This window comes from Peribacillus frigoritolerans (genome assembly GCF_030676415.1).
GTDB lineage: Bacteria > Bacillota > Bacilli > Bacillales > DSM-1321 > Peribacillus > Peribacillus frigoritolerans_A.
Genome location: NZ_JAUUTW010000010.1, coordinates 114,366 through 134,003, shown reverse-complemented (window position 1 = coordinate 134,003; position 19,638 = coordinate 114,366). Strand labels below are relative to the sequence as shown.

Here is a 19,638-nt window from a genome sequence, read left to right as displayed (position 1 = left end):
TCCTATTATATGCGTAATATTACAGGGTATAGTTTTTAGGAACTAAAAAAGCTGGAAGGGAAAAGGAAGAATTCTTACAGTGGTTTACCATTGGCTAGTTATTTCAGGAAATGGTGATTAAATAAAAGAAATACCCTGGGTGTAATAACAACCAGGGTATTTCTTCTTTGAAAAGCAATCTTAATGGATTGTAAAGACTACTTTTCACCACTTACTCTACTCCGCGGAATTTTGGATCAAATGACCATTTTTTTACCGGCATTTAATTCAACTTCCTGCTTGGGAGTTTCTATTTTCTTGATTTTCTTCACTCTAAAGTGATAAACCGCATAACATCCAAGGAAGAATGCTCCCCCGCAATAAAGGGCCATTCGCTGCTCAGGAACAAATGCTAAACTGATCATGACGATGCAGTTTGTTATTAATGCAAGTATGGGGATGAATGGGTATAGCGGAACTTTAAATTTAAGATCTTCTATCTTTCCGCCTTGGCGGGTATAGGATCTTCTAAAAGCAAGAAGACTAGCCGATATGGCAATCCAGCCAATTTGTGCACCTAACCCTGCAAGGGAGAGAAGAAAGACAAATATTGTGTCTGCAGCTACTACACTTGAAAGTAAAGACAAACCGGCAATCCCCAGAGTGATGAGCAGGGCATTGAGCGGAATCCCTCTCTTATTCACCAAACCGAGCTTCGGACTGGCCATACCTTCCCTTGAAAGCGAGTAGAGCATACGTGTCGCAGCATAAAGCCCTGAGTTCGCCACTGACAATAGTGCTGTAAGAATGATGAAGTTCATGATGTCAGCTGCATACGGAACTCCTATACTATCAAGTACAACAACGAATGGACTTTCTGAGATACCGGCTTTTTCCCTTGGGATCATCGCCGAAAGTACAGCGACAGAAAGAACAAAGAAGAAAAGGGTTCTCCAAACGGTTTGTTTGATGGATTTTGGTATCACCTTTTCCGGGTTTTCACTTTCTCCAGCGGCTATTCCGATTAATTCAGTGCCCTGGAAGGAAAAGTTCACTGTGATCATTGTGATCAGCAGGGCCGATATCCCATTGGGGAAAAGACCCTCAGCGAAAAAGTTGGAGAAAAATGGAGCTTCTTGTCCACCTTTCATATCAATCATACCAAACATAGCAGCACCGCCAACGATGATGAAAAGAATGATGGCCAATACTTTTATGCTAGAAAAAACAAACTCCGATTCGCCAAATGCCTTTGCTGATAAGGCGTTTAGTGAAAAGATGAGAAAAGCAAAGATTGCACACCACATCCATACGGGTGATTCAGGAAACCATCTTTGCATTAGCTGTCCTGCTGCCAGAAACTCTAAGGCAACTGTAACGGCCCAACCTAACCAGTATAGCCATCCGATGGCAAACCCGGTTCCAGGACCGATGAACTTAGTCGCATATGTCTGAAACGAACCGGAAACAGGCATGGCAACGGATAGTTCACCTAGGCAAAGCATCGTTAAATACATGATGAAGCCGCCGACTATGTAGGAGAGGATAGCACCGAAGGCTCCTGCTTCATGAATGGTATAGCCTGAACCGATGAAAAAGCCCGTACCAATACATCCCCCTATTGAAATCATAAATAAATGTCTTGCTTTCATGCTCCGTTTTAATTCATTTGGTTGATTTTCTGTTGTTTTCATTGAAAAACTCCTTTACCTGATGGGTGCAAACGGTTTCATTTATGTTGGGACGTTATTAGGGAATTTGTGTTTTCACAAGTCTAATAGCTTTGATTCTGATTCTTAGATGATGTCGAATTCCCTCCGAAAAGAGATTACTTCTGCATTAAAGAAGCATGAGTCAATGAACATAGGTACCTATGCAGAATTAATTTCGAAAGCGCCGCTTAATAAAGAAAGAGAAGCCAAGCGTCAGGAAACTAGGGATGTAAATTGATTCATGTCGATCATCCGCCAATGGGAAGAAGCACATAAAAGAAGTATGGGCTTTTCCCCATGGAGCACTTTAACGAACTCTCTATATTTCTATCAAAAACATGGAGTCCGATTATTTAACATGAGCCAATAAATCAGGAGTGATATGATCTTCCGCTCCATATAGTAATTTTTCCCCAAGCAATGAGCCCATTAATGCGACAGCAACTTCAGCCGTTTTATTATGCTCGTCCAATATTGGGTTTATCTCAACAAACTCTGCTGATGTAATGATATTAGCTTCAGCTAGCATTTCCATGGCAAGATGGCTTTCGCGGTAACTAATACCTCCCATTACAGGCGTTCCGACCCCTGGTGCATCATCTGGATCAAGACCATCAAGATCAAGTGATAAATGGACAAGGTCCGTACGTTCTTTCAGGTAGGCAATCGATTCTTCCATCACTTTTGTCATACCCATTCTATCAATCTCATGCATAGTATAGACTTTAATTCCTTTTTCCCTGATTAACTCTTTTTCACCTTGGTCTAAAGAACGGGCACCAATGATGACAATATTCTCTGGTTTGACTTTTGGAGAATATCCGCCAATTTTAGTCAGTGCAGGGTGGCCAAGGCCCAAACTTACTGCTAGGGACATACCATGTATGTTTCCTGATGGGGATGTTTCGGCAGTATTTAAATCTCCATGTGCATCATACCATATTACCCCTAAGTTTTCAGTATGCTTTGCTAAACCGGCTAATGTCCCGATAGCAATGCTGTGATCTCCCCCTAAAACTAAAGGAAAACGATTTGCTTGGATGACTTCATCCACTTTTTGACTCAATTTCTCATTACCTTCTGCTACGTCCTGCAGATTCTTTAAATTTGTGTCGCTATCATTTTGTGCTCTTTCCTGTATTTCTACTTTAATATCACCTTCATCACGGACAGTATAGCCAATGTTTTCAAGTCTTTCACTCAACCCTGCATATCTAATGGCACTAGGCCCCATATCTACTCCTCTTCTAGTTTGACCAAGATCCATTGGCACACCAATGATTGAAATTTCCTTCTTCATGTGTAATTCCTCCTTCGATTTTTCTTCCCTAGTATAAGGGTAAAAGGATAGATGACTCAACTCGACATTTTTTTGAATATTTATACGATTGTGAAAAGGGTAAAAGTCTTGGGGTAAAATTCCTATTATTGATTTTTTATGAACATAATATATTACCTTTAGGGGTATTGGTGACAATGGATGAATCCTTGTAAAAACTGCAATTGTTGTGATTTTTATTCCAGGAATGGAAGTGACAGCGCTACCATTCAGAATCTTTCGCTAAGGATGATTCAGAAGATGTTGAATATAATTTACTAGATACATTTATTCAGGAAATGGGGCAGTTACACCTATAATGCATGGAAGGATTTTTCATTTTTATAAAAATTTTTTTTTAAGTGGTTATAAAGAACTTTTCGCCAATCTGGTTAACCGCGAGAAACGAATCATTCCAAAAAATAGGATAGTTTACTAGAGTTATATGGAAAAGTTTGTTTTCCGTAACAAAAAAAGGTAAAGAGTGGGAGGGCGGATTGCTGCTCTTTACCTTACTGTTAAAATTTTTCACTCCATTCCTCATCTTCAAGTGGCACACCATTGGTACTGATATAATCTACAATCATATTTCCATGTTTAAGAACTCTATCTTTTTTTAGGGAATTGATAATTTCGGTAAAGCGGTCTTCATCTGCGCCCTGTTTCTTACGTGAAAGGGTAATCCGTATGGTTGGGGAAACATCGTTATCTTTATAGCTGGCTGGTTTATTCGGATCAATCTTCAATTCTTTCCCAACACCCTCATCAAACACCAAGAGTAATTGATTATAATCGCCGATTTCTTCTTGAATCTCCTCCCAATCTTCATTCTCTGCAATATCTCCCAGTTCCTTGGATATCAAAACGTCACCCAGTTCTTTTTCAACATAAGGCCTGATTTCTTTTTCTGCATCATCTTGCCATTTATCAGATAGGAATGTATCCTCCATTTCCCCTGTTTCATCATTAAAGAAAACTAAAAATTGAGTCCCATATTTTTCATGTTTCACTTTAGCTGCGTATTCAAAATAGTCCCAGTTCCCCATATTATCGTATAAAACATCATATATTTCGGTTCCTTCATCAAAAGTTTTCCCTAAATATCGTTCAGCTTGATCCCGGACTTTCTTTTCTTCATCAGGATCTGCTTTCATACTGTGTGAATGAAAACATAAGGATCATCACACCGGCCAAGATGATTAAAAAAACACCTAGTAAAGTCAGTAAAACCTTTTTTGTTTTGCTCAAGGAACACCCTCCTGTTATCTCTGCTACTTCTCAGTAATTCCCATATTCTTCTAACATTTTTACCGCTTATTTTACTAGGCGAAATCTTAATTACCTGACCTCCAAAATATTGGGATACTTTGTTACAATAAATAAATGGTTAGTACCCTAAAGGGAGAGATTGACTTGGAAACCTATCAAAGAAAAATGAATCATAATCGGGATGAATACAGAAAGTTGCGGTGGCAACGGCATCGTACACAAGTTACAGGATTATTCGATGCCGTTTTTTCGAAAAAAGCGTTCGTAGATAAAGTGGCTATCGTTGGTGCAGGCAATTGCGATGATTTGGATATAGAGTATTTAGTATCTAAATGCAACACCATATATTTATTTGATATTGATATGGAAAGTATGGAAAAGGGTACGGCGAATTTGCCTGATCGAACCCGGAAGAAAATTCAACTTGTTGAAATCGATGTAACAGGCCTCGATAAAGTGGATTTTGATAGCCACCTATCTTCCATGCTCAATCGAGGTGAAACGGCAAAGGGAATTATTCAATATTTAAAGGATACCGAGAATCGCTTAGGTCAGCTTTCTGAAAGTGTTTTTGCGAAATATTATAATGATTTTGATATCGTGGCAACTTCCGCCATTTATACCCAACTATTTTATAATTGGGCCAAGGAAATGCTTTCTGATCATGCAGACCACTATCAGAAAAAAGACGCAGAAGAAATGAAGAATGGAATTTTAGATCTAAGGGATGAGATCGTACGTACAGTGAATCACTCTATATCTAAATGTACCAGGCAAAATGGATTCTGTATTACATGGACTGATATCTTAAAAATCGAACCAGAGTATATGGATACCATTAATGAAGGGCTGAATGCCATCTTTGCATTGGCCTCGAACGTGGGATATGGGGCAGCATTGATAGGGGTAAAAACGTTTATTGAAAAAGTGGATAAAAGCGAATTAATCCTGCGATACTGGACATGGGATTTTAATGAAAACAAACAGTATTTGACCATCGGCATTATAGGGAGAATGAATGGATTGTAAAAAAATGAAAATGGCGGGATAGATAAGCATATCAGCAGCTTAATCTATCCTTTTTTGATTGGTTATAGCTCCTTAGGAAGATTATTAATCTTTTTGGGGCGTAATAAAAAGGGAACTGGATCAGCAAATCATAGGAAATAAGACATAATTATATAAAAGGTATAAAAAAACGATTGAATTTTTGACTATTTGTCTAATGATTTCACAATCTGGTGTGGATATAATGAATCTGTTGAAAACGGAATATTCCGATAAGTGGAGGCTGGGGGCAGCAAAGGATGATGAAGTGGTAATTAGGGTGAACAATAGGGAAGGGGTGTGTTGTTTGAAAGCGGATATCGTGTTCTTAAACGGCGAGGTCATAACCGTAAATCAAAAAAATGAAGTCGCAGAAGCCCTGGCAATTAGAGGTAATCGTATCTCGGCAGTCGGAACGAATCAGGAAATCAAGGAATTTATCGGAGAAGAAACAAATGTGATTGATTTGCAGGGAAAGACATTACTTCCTGGTTTTATAGATTCTCATATTCATCTAATATTGTACGGTGTCAATCAATTGGCAGTAAGTTGTAAAGCTGAACATATCAAATCTGTTGAAGATTTGTTAATCGATCTGAAGAAGAAAGCTTCGACGATCCCTAAAGGTGAATGGATCCGTGCTTGGGGCTTCAATGAGACCGCTGTGAAAGAAAAACGTTATCCTACAATAGCGGAATTGGATGCTATTTCAACAGACCATCCCATTATCGTAACCCGTACATGCAGCCATATAAGCGTGGTGAATAGCAGGGCCTTAGCGATTGCCCGATTTGATGAAAACTCAGAAAATCCAACTGGAGGGATCATTGAAAAGGATAGGGAAGGGAGGATTACAGGCAAACTCATTGAAACGGCAAATATGGTAATGGCCGACAGAGCAAGTTATTCAGAAAGTGAACTGTTGAAAGCAGTGAAAATAGCGTCGGAGCATTTCATCGCAGCAGGCATAACAAGCATTCATGAAGCTGGTGCTCATGGTCCTGAAAGTTTCCGGTTAATGCAGCAGGCCATAAAAAATAAGGATATTCGTGTCCGTATTTATGCGATGGTCGGTTCATTGAATAATTCCCATGAATTTGTAAATAAAATGGTGGATTCGGGAGTCATAACCGGAACTGGGGACGAAAGATTCAAAATCGGACCAGCTAAATTGTTTACGGATGGCAGCAGTACCGGTCCGACAATTGCTACCCGTAAGCCATATTCGAGTGATCCTGGTTATTCCGGCATTTTTTATTATAAAGAAGAGGAGATCTATCAAGTATTAGGTCAGGCACATAAAAAAGGCTATCAGATCACAGTCCATGCCCAAGGTGACAAAGCGATAGAGATGTATTTAAATTGCGTGGAAAAGGCTTTGAATGAATCGCCCAGAAAAGATCATAGACATAGAATTGAGCATGCTGGAATATCTTCGCCAGATTTACAAATGAGGATGAAAGAACTTGGAATCATCCCAATCCCCAACCCCCCATTCCCTTATGAATTCGGTGATATATATATTGAACATTACGGCAATAGGGTCAATCACATGTACGCTGCCCGTGATTTTATTGATAAGGGCATCTTGGCCGCAGGTGGTTCAGATGCTCCCGTTACTGATCACGACCCTTTATTAGGCATACACGTCGCTGTTAATAGAACAAGCAGGTCTGGTACCAAAATAGGTACGGTTCAATCGATTAGCGTATTGGAAGCCATTAAACTATACACTTGGAATGGCGCGTTTGCGAGTTTCGATGAAGATGTCAAAGGCAGCCTGGAGGCAGGAAAGCTGGCCGATCTAGTAGTATTGAATGAGAGTATATTGAAAGTGGATTCCCAAAATATCAAGGATTTGAAGGTTGAATCAACGATTCTGAATGGGGAGATTATTTATCATAGGGAAACATTGGTAGAAATATAATCTAGCGTAACTATTCTAAAACAACAAGACCTTCACTTTCATTTTTTGGCTTAAGCGAACGTAAGCAGGATTTAGCAGGTTATCTAAAAGGAGGATATTCGCTATGAAAAAGCAAAAATTACTAATTAATGGTGAGAGGCTAAGTCGTACGCTAGAGAAATTTGCTGATTTTGGACGCACAGAAAACAACGGGGTCACACGGCTATCCCTTTCCGAAGAAGATCGATTAGCCCGTGATTACTTTTGCGCTTGCTGTAAAGAATTGGGTATGACCATTAAGGTTGATGATATGGGGAATATTTACGCTACTTTGGCGGGACTTGAAAACAAACCACCTATTGTAATAGGATCACATATGGATACCGTAAAAAAGGGCGGGCGGTTTGATGGTATCTTGGGTGTAGCTGCAGGCTTGGAAGTCGTGCGGACCCTGGTGGAAAATAATATCCAACCAAAAATACCGGTAATGATCGTCAATTTTACGAACGAAGAGGGAGCCAGATTCGAACCTTCCATGATGTCTTCGGGAGTTCTTTCAGGTAAATTCGAAAAATCCATCATGCTGCAAAAGACGGATAGTGAAGGAACGACTTTCGAAAGTGCTTTGAATGCCATTGGATATGCAGGGGATAAAGAGTCTCGTTTAAAAGAAGCGACTGCATTTCTAGAGTTGCATATTGAACAAGGACCCATTCTTGAACGTGAATCGCTAACGATCGGTGTCGTTGAATGTGTCCTTGGTATGGTGTGCTATGAGATAGAAGTTACAGGAGAATCCGACCATGCAGGAACTACCCCTATGAATATGAGAAAAGATGCTTTCTTCGCTTCGAATAGCTTGATTATGGAGGCTCGTCAGAAGCTAGGCATGCTTGATGACGATTTGGTTTTTACGATGGGAAGGGTAAATGTGTTTCCTAATATCCATACGGTTATCCCTAATAAAGTGGTTTTTTCTCTAGAAGCGAGACATAAGGATTCCAAAGTCATCGAAAAGGTGGAGGAAGTCATTGAAAGCCTTATAACTACAGGTTCAAAAGGCGGCTGCGACATCCAAGTGAAAAAATTGTGGGACAGGGATACCGTTTGGTTCGACAAATCCATTTGCAATTTGCTAGAGCTATCGAGCAATTCATTAGGCCTACCTTATAAAAGAATGGTAAGCGGTGCAGGACATGATGCGCAGTTTATAGCTAGTTATATACCGACTGCAATGGTTTTCGTCCCAAGCATCAACGGTAAAAGTCATTGTGAAGAGGAACTTACTGCTTGGGAAGATTGTGAAAAAGGCGTCAATGTAATATTGGAAACGGTCCTTGCCATCCAGTCAGCTTAAGACGATTATATGGTTGGTTGAAAGCAGATAATGACAGTGACCAAAGGGTGCTATCAAACCATCAGTTCAGTATGAAAGTCGGCTTGACTGATGGTGATGATGCATCCGTGTTAGGAACCTACTTAGGGGAGGGTATAATTTGGATGCTATTAAGCTATTGCTTTTTGTTCCATTTATAGGGTTTTTAGGTTTATTGCCCTATGCAAATAAAATAGAACCGTACATATTGGGAATGCCTTTTTTGTTATTTTGGGTTGCGTTTTGGATGGTGATGGCATCGATTATCTTAATGATTGTCTATAAGTTCGATCCTGATAATAAAGGGAGTGATTCTGAATGAATATCTCGCTACTCATCATTTCCATCTTCTTGGTTCTAGCACTTTATTTAGGGATAAAAGCAAGAAAAGGGAAGGATATGGACATGGAGCAATTTGCCGTAGGGGGCAGGGGCTTCGGTACATTCTTCATTTTTCTCTTGATAGCAGGTGAAATTTATACAACTTTTACATTCCTGGGCGGAAGTGGGTGGGCTTACTCAAAAGGTGCCGCTGCGTATTATGTTCCCGCCTATATTTTCTTAGCCTACGTCCTATCATATTGGCTCGTTCCTAAAATATGGAGATATTCAAAAAGCCATTCCATTATCTCTCAGCCAGAGTATTTTGCATCTAAATATAAAAGCAGGTCAATGGGGATGATCGTTGCAGTATTGGGAAGCTTAGCCCTCGTGCCGTACATAGTCATACAACTCAAAGGATTAGGTATCATTGTTTCAGAAGCATCTTACGGAGCAATTTCACCAGTTGCTGCAAGTGTGATCGGTGCTGTGGTTGTAACTACCTATGTAATGATTTCAGGCATTCATGGTTCGGCATGGACAGCCATACTGAAAGATTTCATGATTTTAGTAGTCGTTATCTTTTTAGGGATTTACATTCCAGTTCATTACTTCGGAGGCATACAGCCAATGTTCGAGACCGTGCAAGCTGCTAAACCGGAAATGTTGGTTTTGGCAGATCAGGGATTGAGTCAGTCCTGGTTTGTGTCCACCGTTTTGCTGAATGCACTAGGATTTTATTTGCTGCCACAAACATTCATGGTCGTTTTATCGTCCAATGGGGAAAGGACCCTTCGCAAAAATGCGATTGCGTTACCCTTATACACATTGTTACTGCTATTCGTTTTTTTCATTGGATTTACAGCCATCATGGAAATCCCGGGTTTGCAAGGAGCTGATGGAGATCTCTCACTTTTAAGGCTGGCGATTCAAACATTCGATCCATGGGTGATAGGGGTTATCGGAGCTGCTGGTTTATTGACGGCCCTAGTACCGGCTTCAGTCATGCTAATGGCTGCATCGGTAGGTCTGACAAATAGCTTTTTCAAAGTTCTGGTCCCAGCTGCCACTGAAACACATCAATTGATTGTCTCAAGGATAATCATTATTGGTATCTCAATCATTGCTTTAATTGTAACGATAACAGGCGGCGAGGCTTTGGCCATCTTGAATATCATGTCATATAGTTTAATTACACAACTGGCACCTTCCTTGTTTTGCAGTTTACCAAAAATCAATATAATCAATAAGTATGGTGCAATGGCAGGAATATTGGCAGGCGTCCTAATTGTTTTATATGCGACAATTGCCGAAGTGAAGGTTGCTACATTCCTGCCGGATACCCCACATGTAATTAATGATATCAGTACAGGCGTCATAGCTTTGTTAATTAATATACTAGTAACATTCATTGTAAGTGCACTGACTAAACATATCTCTATGCAAAAGACCGAAATGAATGATCTGGACAAGATATCCTAATTCTTATTAATTAAGGCTAATGGAATTACCGACTGGAAGAACTGATAAAGCATGATTTGGGAGGGCTTTTGTGAAAGTTAAAATAACGGCTTGTCAATTTCGTGTAGAAAAAGTGTCAACTTTCAATGAATTTCAGGAACAAGTAGAAGACTTGATCACCCAAGTTCCCGAAAACACGGATTATATCATTTTTCCTGAACTGTTAACTATCGGGTTATCAGCGGCCTTTGGAGAACAGGATGCTTCGTCCGTTATCAGGATTGATGAATATACCGATCAATACAAAGATCTTTTCAGGTCACTTTCAAGAAAAAGGAAACAGGTCATCATTGCGGGCACGCATCTGGAACGCCGCGAAAATGAATACTTCAATATTGCATACATTTTTGATATAGACGGATCAGTCGTTGAACATAAAAAAACTCATATCTTTCCTGCTGAAGCGAATTGGCATACTTCTGAAGGTGATGATCTGGAAGTTTATTCAGTGGGTCCGGTTAAGATAGGAATAGCGGTATGTTATGAAGCGGAGATACCTGAAATTTCAAGGATATTATCAGTGAATGGGGCCGACATCATTTTTTGCCCTTCATACACATTTACAGAGGCTGGTTTTTGGCGAGTTCGCCATTGCGCACATGCACGTGCAATCGAGAATCAGGTGTATTTTGTTCATTGCCCCACTGTTGGTGAACCAGGGTCACCCCTGCCGGACGGATATGGCCGTGCCAGTATCCTTAGCCCATGTGACAGCGCTTGGCCAGCAAATGGAATAGTAGCCGAGGCGGTAATGAATGAACAAACAATCATTACCGGTACTGTCGATATGGACGAACTTTATGAGAATCGAAAAAGTGGTGCAGCAACCACTTTCAAGGATCGTAATCGCCGAAAGGATATGTATTCGAAATATGAGCCATACGAAGGGCTGAAATAATCTATTGTAAAAGGCACGATTAATACAATAAGGGACGAAGAAAAACCATTTTTCATACAGTTTTTTTCTGAACATTCCAGTTGATTGGAACGGAAGGTACGAGACTCCTACGGGAAAAGCGTGTCCAAGGGAGACCCCACAGGCGCAAAGGGCGCCCGCTGAAAGCGAGTGCCTGGAATGGAAATCAACGTTCAGATTTTACAAACCCTCAAATAAAAAACTGCTGGATTTTCTCTTAATTTGTATACAGTCAGAGACACTATTAATACAATAGTGTTTTTCCTCTTTTATCTTCTGATAAAAAATAAAAGAAGGAGTCATACCATTCTAGTTTTGCATAAACTTTCGTTTGATGGGCGTATTAGTTATAGAACTTATCCATTCTCTTGCGCAGGAATCGGCAATTGACTTAATATACAAAATATATTGTCAAATGCATGTTGCTATATTAGAATATATGTAACCATTTCATATTGTAATAATATAGATAGTCACCCTATTTATACCTGTTATGATGTCTGTAATGGCAGGAGGCACAATGAGTATGTTTCAACAGAATACGGTATATATAGTTGGCGAATCGAAGGCGGCGTCCAATAATCCAATTACACAGCAATTCAACTGCTTTTTTATTGGGTTCGTCATTGATAGTGATACGCATGAAATAGTGGATGCGGAATGCTCGACTACAATATCGATTACATCACGCTTCATTCAATCCATGTTAGTTGGTAAATCCATTCTTAGGCCCGATGAATTGGAGAAAGAAATTAAGCAACGGTACTTTGGTTCATCTCAGAAAGCACTCACCGTCGCTCTAAGAAATGCGAGCATCAAATATCAGCAACTTTATAAGTTATAGCTGCTTCTTTTGTCAGTCGCAATTGAAATCCAGCTGTTAAAGAGTGTGTACGCGCTCTTTAACAGCTGGATTTTTTTATGTAGGGCTATGCAAGGCTTCATTGGTGAGTTTGAATAAAATGGAAAATGTATTTTATTATCATGAAATCCCCTAAATATAAGGAGGTATGGAATATGATCCAAGATGGTGTGATGTTTGTCTGTTTTTTATTAGCATTTACTGCCGTGATTGCGGTTGTGGAAAAAAAGATAGGAGGAAAGTTCTTTAAGTATGTTCCTGGTATTGTCCTCATTTATATTGGAGCTGCTCTGATGAAAACATTTGGGTTCTTTTCAGATAGTGAGTCAGTCGAAAGTGCATATAGCACCATAAGAGGACTCCTGCTACCTGCCATGTTGATGCTCATGCTTTTGCAATGTGATATGCGGAAAATAATCAGACTTGGACCAAAGATGCTTTTAACTTTTTTTGCGGCTTCATTCAGCATTATTGGAGGGTTCACTCTTACTTACGTTTTAATGAATGGCTTTTATGCGGAAGGAACTTGGAAGGCATTCTCGGCTTTGAGCGCAAGCTGGACAGGGGGATCTGCCAATATGGTGATCTTGCAAGGCATACTCGATGTACCTGAAAATATTTTTGGCTATGCGTTGATCATGGATACAGTCAATTATTCCATTTGGGTCATGTTCTTGTTTTGGCTGGTGCCCCTAGCTGGAAAATTCAATATTTGGACGAAAGCGGATACATCTTTCATTGATCAAATGACTTCCGAACTTGAAGCGGGGGAAACCGCCAAGACGGAATTTGGCTTCGTGGAATTGATTGGTTTCTTGGCGCTGGCTTTAATTGTATCAGCAGGGGCAACCAAAATTGGGGAGAGACTGCCAGTACTGGGTGCCGCTGTGAATGGAACCACTTGGACGATCATCATCGCTTCGACCGTAGGTTTAATTCTGGCTGTCACGAAGGTTGGACGTATTGCCGGTTCCATGGAAATTTCCAAAGTCATGCTTTATATAGTCATTGGTTTAATTGCTTCCCACGCCGATTTTTCACAGCTGTTTCAAGCACCTGTGTATATTTTATCCGGGTTTATGATTCTATTCTTTCATGGATTGATCATGGTCATTTTGGCCAAAATCTTTAAGCTGGATCTATTTACAATGGGAGTTGCCTCATTGGCCAATATAGGGGGTGTGGCATCAGCCCCTATATTGGCAGGTGCATTCAACCGGGCGCTAATACCGGTCGGGATATTAATGGCTGTACTTGGCAGTCTTCTGGGCACCTATTTTGGAATTCTTACATCATATATACTCTCAAGCTTTTAAGGAAGGGTTGTTAATATGAAGATTGAAAGTTTACAAGTATCAGTGGAAACCTTGCCACTTGTCAAGCCATTCCAGACGGCATTACGCACAGTAATGGAAATTGAAAACATCATGGTTTCCGTAAAGTTGGAGGATGGAACGGAAGGTTTGGGGGCTGCAGCCCCTACGGTTGCCATCACAGGTGATTCTACAAAAGGAATCATGACGGTCATTGAAGAAGTAATCACACCACATCTAATTGACCGCGACATCGAGAATATCAATGAATTGTCCCAGCTGATCCAACGATCCTGTGTAGGTAACACAAGTGCAAAAGCTGCTGTTGAAATCGCCTTGTACGACGCAGTCAGCAAACGATGGCAGCTCCCTTTATATCAATATCTTGGCGGTAAATCGAATGTCCTGAAAAATGATATGACAATTAGCGTTGATGAACCCGAAGAAATGGCAAAAGCGGCATTGTCCCTCATCGATGGCGGATTCTCCACGATGAAGATAAAACTGGGGAAAGACTGGAAGAGTGACGTGGAGCGGGTTGCTTGCATTCGTGCTGCAGTTGGAGACCAGGTCATTATCAGGATTGACGCAAATCAAGGGTGGACAACAAAACAAGCGATTTCCATCATTCATGAACTCGAGGAAAGAAAGCTGAACGTTGATTTGGTGGAACAGCCCGTGCAAGCCCATGATATCGAAGGATTGAAAGAAATAAAAAGATCTGTCCAAGTGCCGATTATGGCCGATGAAAGTTTGTTTTCCCCTCGTGATGCCATGAGACTCCTGAATGAACATGCTGTTGATTTCCTTAATATTAAATTAATGAAAACAGGAGGAATTCGACGTGCACTCCAAATCGCCGATATGGCAGAAGCAGCCGGGGTGGAATGCATGATTGGGAGTATGATGGAATCAACCGTTAGTGTAGCGGCCGCGGCTCATCTGGCAACTGCCCATCCAAATATAACGAAGATTGATTTAGATGCACCATTATGGATTAAGAATGAGCCATTTGAAGGCATTCACTTTATGAAAGATCAACTTCTTATTGCCGATGAACCTGGACTGGGAGTCAAGAGGAAATCCTCTTTTACTCAATAAAAAACAATTTCGAAAGGGTGATTATTTTGAAAAGGTTAACCGTTTTAGTGCTATCTTTATTCGCTCTCGGTATTTTAGGATTCAGTCCCAATGAAGCTAGTTCAAGAGAGAAGCAGAGAATTGCCTATGTAGATGTAAACGTGGCAACTCTTTGGACTGAGCCGGGATTATTAAGGGAAATCGATGCTCCTTCAGCATCGAATCCCGTTGATTTGAATGCTTGGATCGGCTTCATGAATTATGAAGACAAGCTGTGGCTTGTGGGTAACCTGGAAACACAAGCGTTATATGGTTCAAAAGTGACGATTCTAGAAGAACGGGGTGAATGGGTGAAAGTAGCTGTTGCCACTCAACCGACACCCCGCAATGATATTGGTTATCCAGGATGGATGCCAAAGGAACAATTAAAAGACGGAAATTCCTTTGAGAAGCAATTTAAACGAGGATTTGCCCTTGTAAATGCCCCAAAGACTTGGCTTTATACGGATTCGAAACTTCGGTCGAAGTTCATTGAGGTCAGCTTCGATACCCGGCTCCCGCTATTGCAGGTGAAAAAAGATAAAGTGAAGGTTATGACACCAAGTAATGGAGCAAAATGGATAGAAAAGCAGGACGTGTCAGTCTATCAAAATGAAAATCAAATACCAGCTCCAAGCGGTAAGGACATCGTTGAATCAGGAAAAGGATTTTTAGGGCTTCCTTACCTATGGGCTGGAATGTCCGGTTTTGGATTTGACTGTTCTGGATTTACCTATACAATGTACCATGCTAATGGAATAACGATCCCAAGGGACTCTTCCATTCAGGCTCAGCATGGAAAAAAGGTGGAACAAGAAAATCTTCAACCAGGTGATTTACTATTTTTTGCCTATGATAAAGGGAAAGGAAAGGTCCATCATGTCGGAATGTATATTGGTGACGGAAAAATGATCCATTCGCCCAACAGCTCAACACATGTAAGGATAGATGAAATAAAAACATCGGGATACGGAGAGGAGTATGCCGGAGCAAGAAGATATATCGATTGATTCTTAAAAAGCTTAAGAGCACTTGGCTCTTAAGCTTTTTTTATATTTTAACATGCTTTTCACATCATTCTATCGGATAACAAAACGATGCCCTGACGGCTTTAGAGTAAGCATACATCGGAACAATCGTTTTTCCAAATTAGAGGCATAGTAAAAATAGTTACATAAGATTTTTAACTAGAATAGCAAACTAGAATCCTCTACTTCCATAGATAGTTTACTTATACCATAAAGGAAAAATATGGTATAATTAATTACAGATTTTCTTTATATTATAAATGTGAGGGGCTGCCAAAATGATCACTTTTCCAAAACCTGATGTTGAGCAATTTTTACGAACTTTTTCCATTGCTGATTTTGCTGTAAGTCCAGATGAAAAACAACTGGTTTTCAGTACCAATTTGAGCGGCAAGTATAATTTATGGGGAATGGATTTGCCAAACTCCTTTCCTTATCCGCTTACATCCATTGATCAAAGCTGCCAAGCACTGATATATGATAAAAAGAGCCGGTTCATAATTGCTGGTTTCGATCAAGACGGTAATGAAAATACCCAGTTTTACGGGGTTCCTTTGAATGGCGGGACAATGAAGGAAATCGTTAATCATGAAAATACACGTAATTTCATGCCAAAATTATCGAATGACAGTAAAAAGCTCTATTACACGACATCCAGAGGAAATGCTTCCTTTCTAAATGCCTATTAGATTTAGAATCAGGACAGGAAAAGCTGGTACTCGAGGGGAAGGATGCAGCGACCTATTTATTTGGCTTCAGCCCTGATGAAGAAACCTTCCTTTTCTATAAACACTTTTCCAATACAAATACCCTTCTCTATGTAAAAAAAGGGAACGAAGATATCCTGCTCACTCCGCCCACTGAGAAACAGCACACAGTGAATGATGGTGTTTTTGTTTCGGATTCGATGATATATTTATTGACTGATTATGATTCGGACTTTACCTATTTGGCTTCATACAACCTTGAAACAAACAAATTCTGTAAAGTTAAAGAATTGGAGAATGAGAGTTTTACTGCCATTAATTATAGTAAAGAGAATCAACTTTTATATATAACCAGTCAAAAAGGTGTAGAGGATCAATTATATGAATTCAATCTGCAAAATGAAAATTGGAGAAACATCCCCGTGCCATGCAGCGTCATTAATAAGCTTGAGGTTACTGCATCAGGCACGCTTTACTTATTTGGCATGGGCGCAACAAAGCCTCATAATATCTATAAAAATACAGGTGATGAGTGGGTATCATTAACTAAATATACTGTTCCTGGCGTCGATTCTGATGCATTGGTTGAACCCGACATCATTACATACACTTCCTTTGATGGCCTGGAGATCGAGTCGTTATTTTTTAGGGCAAAAAAGGAAAATGACAATGGTGAAGTCATTTTTTGGCCTCATGGAGGACCTCAAGCGGCAGAACGGAAGTCCTTTAGAGCTTCATTTCAATTTTTCCTGAATCACGGTTACAGTATTTTTGCGCCAAACTTCCGCGGTTCTACTGGTTATGGTTTGGAATTCACGAAAATGGTAGAGGGAGATTGGGGAAATGGGCCACGACTTGATAATGTAGCCGGCCTTGATTGGCTAATAGACCAAGGACATGCACAAAAAGGTAACATCTTATTGATGGGCGGAAGCTTCGGAGGGTATATGGCACTTTTGCTGCACGGACGACATGCAGATTATTTTAAAGCGGTTGTCGATATTTTCGGTCCATCCAACCTCTTCTCATTTATCAATTCCGTTCCAGAAGAATGGAAGCCAATCATGGATCAGTGGGTAGGAAATCCGGAAAAAGATAAAGAAAAACTAATCGAGTATTCGCCTATCACCTATTTAGAATCGATGATAAAGCCAATGCTTGTTATTCAAGGGGCAAACGATCCCCGTGTCGTCAAAGGGGAATCAGATCAAATCGTTCAAGCTTTGAAGGATAAAGGAAGAGATGTCGATTATATGCTTCTAGAAGATGAGGGACATGGATTTTCAAAAAAAGAAAATGAAATTGCCGTCTACCAAAAAATACTTTCATTCTTAAAGCGATTCACAGCAGTAACAGAGAAGGTATAACCCGCATCAAAATATTTCATTTATTTACAATTGAATCGGGAACCCTGCCATTCACTTTCAAAGTGATGAGCAGGGTTTTTCATGATGGAAAACTGGATGTTATTTTGGATTCGGCGGTTTGGGGAGTTAGTAAATGATATGTAGTTTTTATAAAATCCTGACATTTCAAATTTAGAATTCCCTGAATAAACTCTAGTCACCTAGTCACAAAGTGCTATATAATATATGGAAAAAGTATTTTTTGGTTAAATGGAGTTGATTCGAATTGCCACGGGAATTATTATTTGCACAGTTATAGATCAAGGAAGCACCTGGAGCAACCCTATATTCTCGTGACATTATTGTCTGCCATCTATACTTTTTCCTATGCTTTCGAACTTTCCAGTACATCGTTAGAACAAATCATATTCTGGTTAAAGGTCGAGTACTTGGCCTTACCATTCATTCCGGTATTCCTTTTGTTAATGTGCATTGAATATGTAGGGCAGAGAATTAAGAAGGTCTGGCAAAATGCACTCTTCATCATTCCGTTCATCACCATTTTCATGCATTATACAACTGACCTTTTATCACTTATATTACAAATCAATGGAATTGAGACGATAGTCCTTTTCCAATTATTAAACTGGTGGGCGGCCCTTGGTTTTACGTCCTTGTTCTAGTTTTCTTTCATTGTGTTCATAATTAATCAGTGTGTAAAAAAACTGAAGAACAAACGTATCTTTTTGAAGCTAGAGCATGAGCATTACTTTTTACTTGCTCTGTATACTCTATAACCGAGACTGTTTCCGTAGGATAAAATGAGGCAGTAATGTTCGTCCATGACTCGTTCCAGGGATTCAGATGACAAAGTTCCTTCTAGTTTAAGGACCCTGTTATCCGTAGTAAAACTGTGAAGCCTTGAATGAAGTTGGCTTGCTGAGGTTAAAAAGACCGGGCTAGACGGAATCCTAAGTAATCTATGCAAAATGTCGGATGGCTGCGCCGACTACATGAAGCTCCACAACCCATGGCATCCTCAGCCCAGCTGCCTCCTCGAAAAATACGGTAGGTGCCGTACACTTGTTCATCATATAAGTCCCAGCACCATTCCTAAACATTCCCTAACATATCATGCAGCCCCCATGGATTCGGTTCCTTTGTTCCTACTTCATGGATCATGCTCCCTGAATTTTCGTTATACAAGGCAATCTCATTCAGCTCTCCGTATCTATAACCAGCAGTCCCGGCTTTACATGCATAATGCCACTCTGCTTCTGAAGGAAGTCGAAAACCGTTTGATTCCCAATCACAAACAATGTTTTCACCATTTTTAGAATAACACACTCCCAGTCCAGCTTTCTGTGAAAGTAGATTACAAAAAGAAATTGCATCATTCCAAGAAATATTCACAACAGGTTTTTGATCTCGATCAAAAGAATTAGGTGATTTATTTGTAATAGTATAGTAGAAATCCGTAGTAACAGGATAACGGGTAAGAAGGAACGGTCTTATTTCAGCTTTCCATTTGCTTTTAATTCTATCGTCCCTTAATTCTATTTCTCCCCCTGGAATTTTCACCATTGGATAGTCAATGTAACTCATTATTTCCTTAGGCAATCTACCTTCCTCCTACCGATCGTGATTTGAAAATTTCACCACTGGCAGGACATTTAAATCAACATTAATATAAGTTTGTTTTTTAGATAAACTGCCAGAGATTTAAATTAGTACTAAAACGACCGTTTTTGAGACGGGATTTTGAAGCGTAATAATCAGGTTAAGGAAAAATCGACTCCAAGAACACATTAATTTCTTGGTGCATGAACAATCGTGCGGGTAATGGATCAAGTTGAAGCTTCATTACGTCTCCCATTAATTTATATTAATAAGGTTGTA

General features: G+C 40.0%; 14 protein-coding genes and 2 pseudogenes. 12 read left to right on the top strand and 4 right to left on the bottom strand.

Annotated elements, in window-relative coordinates:
• Positions 1-236: 236 nt before the first annotated feature.
• The 3 genes from Q8G36_RS12180 to Q8G36_RS12170 all read right to left on the bottom strand — a co-directional run bounded on the left by Q8G36_RS12180 (position 237) and on the right by Q8G36_RS12170 (position 4,163).
• Positions 237-1,673 (bottom strand): amino acid permease, encoded by a 1,437-nt coding sequence (locus Q8G36_RS12180; RefSeq protein ID WP_305160417.1) that lies wholly within the window; start codon positions 1,671-1,673, stop codon positions 237-239.
• Between the two features lie 367 nt (positions 1,674-2,040).
• Entirely contained in the window at positions 2,041-2,991 is a 951-nt protein-coding gene (rocF, locus tag Q8G36_RS12175) for an arginase (protein ID WP_305160416.1), read from the bottom strand.
• Between the two features lie 536 nt (positions 2,992-3,527).
• Positions 3,528-4,163 (bottom strand): hypothetical protein, encoded by a 636-nt coding sequence (locus Q8G36_RS12170; RefSeq protein WP_305160415.1) that lies wholly within the window; start codon positions 4,161-4,163, stop codon positions 3,528-3,530.
• Positions 4,164-4,422: 259 nt separating this feature from the next.
• Here Q8G36_RS12170 and Q8G36_RS12165 point away from each other — a divergent pair, with 259 nt between their 5' ends.
• From Q8G36_RS12165 to Q8G36_RS12110, 12 genes and pseudogenes are all read left to right on the top strand, one after another.
• Positions 4,423-5,307: a hypothetical protein gene (locus Q8G36_RS12165; RefSeq protein WP_305160414.1), complete on the top strand. Its 885-nt coding sequence runs from the start codon at positions 4,423-4,425 to the stop codon at positions 5,305-5,307.
• Positions 5,308-5,632: 325 nt separating this feature from the next.
• Positions 5,633-7,252 (top strand): amidohydrolase, encoded by a 1,620-nt coding sequence (locus Q8G36_RS12160; protein ID WP_305160432.1) that lies wholly within the window; start codon positions 5,633-5,635, stop codon positions 7,250-7,252.
• A gap of 103 nt (positions 7,253-7,355) precedes the next feature.
• Positions 7,356-8,588 (top strand): Zn-dependent hydrolase, encoded by a 1,233-nt coding sequence (locus tag Q8G36_RS12155; RefSeq protein WP_305160413.1) that lies wholly within the window; start codon positions 7,356-7,358, stop codon positions 8,586-8,588.
• Between the two features lie 139 nt (positions 8,589-8,727).
• Complete coding sequence (locus Q8G36_RS12150) at positions 8,728-8,928, top strand: DUF3311 domain-containing protein (RefSeq protein WP_095393819.1); 201 nt, start codon at positions 8,728-8,730, stop codon at positions 8,926-8,928.
• Positions 8,925-10,409: a sodium:solute symporter family protein gene (locus Q8G36_RS12145; RefSeq protein WP_305160412.1), complete on the top strand. Its 1,485-nt coding sequence runs from the start codon at positions 8,925-8,927 to the stop codon at positions 10,407-10,409. The genes Q8G36_RS12150 and Q8G36_RS12145 overlap by 4 nt, the downstream gene beginning before the upstream one ends.
• 70 nt (positions 10,410-10,479) lie before the next feature.
• Positions 10,480-11,346 carry a carbon-nitrogen hydrolase family protein gene (locus tag Q8G36_RS12140; RefSeq protein ID WP_305160411.1) on the top strand — a complete coding sequence of 289 codons (867 nt, stop codon included), beginning with the start codon at positions 10,480-10,482 and terminating at the stop codon, positions 11,344-11,346.
• Positions 11,347-11,890: 544 nt separating this feature from the next.
• Complete coding sequence (locus Q8G36_RS12135; protein WP_305160410.1) at positions 11,891-12,208, top strand: DUF3870 domain-containing protein; 318 nt, start codon at positions 11,891-11,893, stop codon at positions 12,206-12,208.
• A 173-nt stretch (positions 12,209-12,381) separates the two neighbouring features.
• Positions 12,382-13,542 carry a DUF819 domain-containing protein gene (locus Q8G36_RS12130; protein WP_305160409.1) on the top strand — a complete coding sequence of 387 codons (1,161 nt, stop codon included), beginning with the start codon at positions 12,382-12,384 and terminating at the stop codon, positions 13,540-13,542.
• 15 nt (positions 13,543-13,557) lie between these two features.
• On the top strand, positions 13,558-14,640 hold the full coding sequence (locus tag Q8G36_RS12125) for a dipeptide epimerase (protein WP_305160408.1): 1,083 nt from the start codon (positions 13,558-13,560) through the stop codon (positions 14,638-14,640).
• A gap of 20 nt (positions 14,641-14,660) precedes the next feature.
• Positions 14,661-15,668, top strand: a complete 1,008-nt coding sequence (locus Q8G36_RS12120; protein WP_370694053.1) for an NlpC/P60 family protein — start codon at positions 14,661-14,663, stop codon at positions 15,666-15,668.
• A 296-nt stretch (positions 15,669-15,964) separates the two neighbouring features.
• Positions 15,965-17,760 (top strand): annotated as a pseudogene (locus Q8G36_RS12115) (S9 family peptidase).
• 284 nt (positions 17,761-18,044) lie between these two features.
• Positions 18,045-18,422, top strand: a complete 378-nt coding sequence (locus Q8G36_RS12110; protein WP_305160406.1) for a histidine kinase N-terminal 7TM domain-containing protein — start codon at positions 18,045-18,047, stop codon at positions 18,420-18,422.
• A 262-nt stretch (positions 18,423-18,684) separates the two neighbouring features.
• Here Q8G36_RS12110 and Q8G36_RS12105 read toward each other — a convergent pair.
• A pseudogene (locus tag Q8G36_RS12105) lies at positions 18,685-19,323 on the bottom strand (formylglycine-generating enzyme family protein).
• Positions 19,324-19,638 lie beyond the last annotated feature (315 nt).

Excerpts from the sequence above, each read along its gene's own strand:
- Q8G36_RS12155 (WP_305160413.1), top strand. The coding sequence starts at position 7,356 with ATGAAAAAGCAAAAATTACTAATTAATGGTGAGAGGCTAAGTCGTACG.
- Q8G36_RS12145 (WP_305160412.1), top strand. The coding sequence starts at position 8,925 with ATGAATATCTCGCTACTCATCATTTCCATCTTCTTGGTTCTAGCACTT.
- Q8G36_RS12125 (WP_305160408.1), top strand. The coding sequence starts at position 13,558 with ATGAAGATTGAAAGTTTACAAGTATCAGTGGAAACCTTGCCACTTGTC.
- Q8G36_RS12180 (WP_305160417.1), bottom strand. The coding sequence starts at position 1,673 with ATGAAAACAACAGAAAATCAACCAAATGAATTAAAACGGAGCATGAAA.
- Q8G36_RS12170 (WP_305160415.1), bottom strand. The coding sequence starts at position 4,163 with ATGAAAGCAGATCCTGATGAAGAAAAGAAAGTCCGGGATCAAGCTGAA.
- Q8G36_RS12130 (WP_305160409.1), top strand. The coding sequence starts at position 12,382 with ATGATCCAAGATGGTGTGATGTTTGTCTGTTTTTTATTAGCATTTACT.
- Q8G36_RS12135 (WP_305160410.1), top strand. The coding sequence starts at position 11,891 with ATGTTTCAACAGAATACGGTATATATAGTTGGCGAATCGAAGGCGGCG.
- rocF (WP_305160416.1), bottom strand. The coding sequence starts at position 2,991 with ATGAAGAAGGAAATTTCAATCATTGGTGTGCCAATGGATCTTGGTCAA.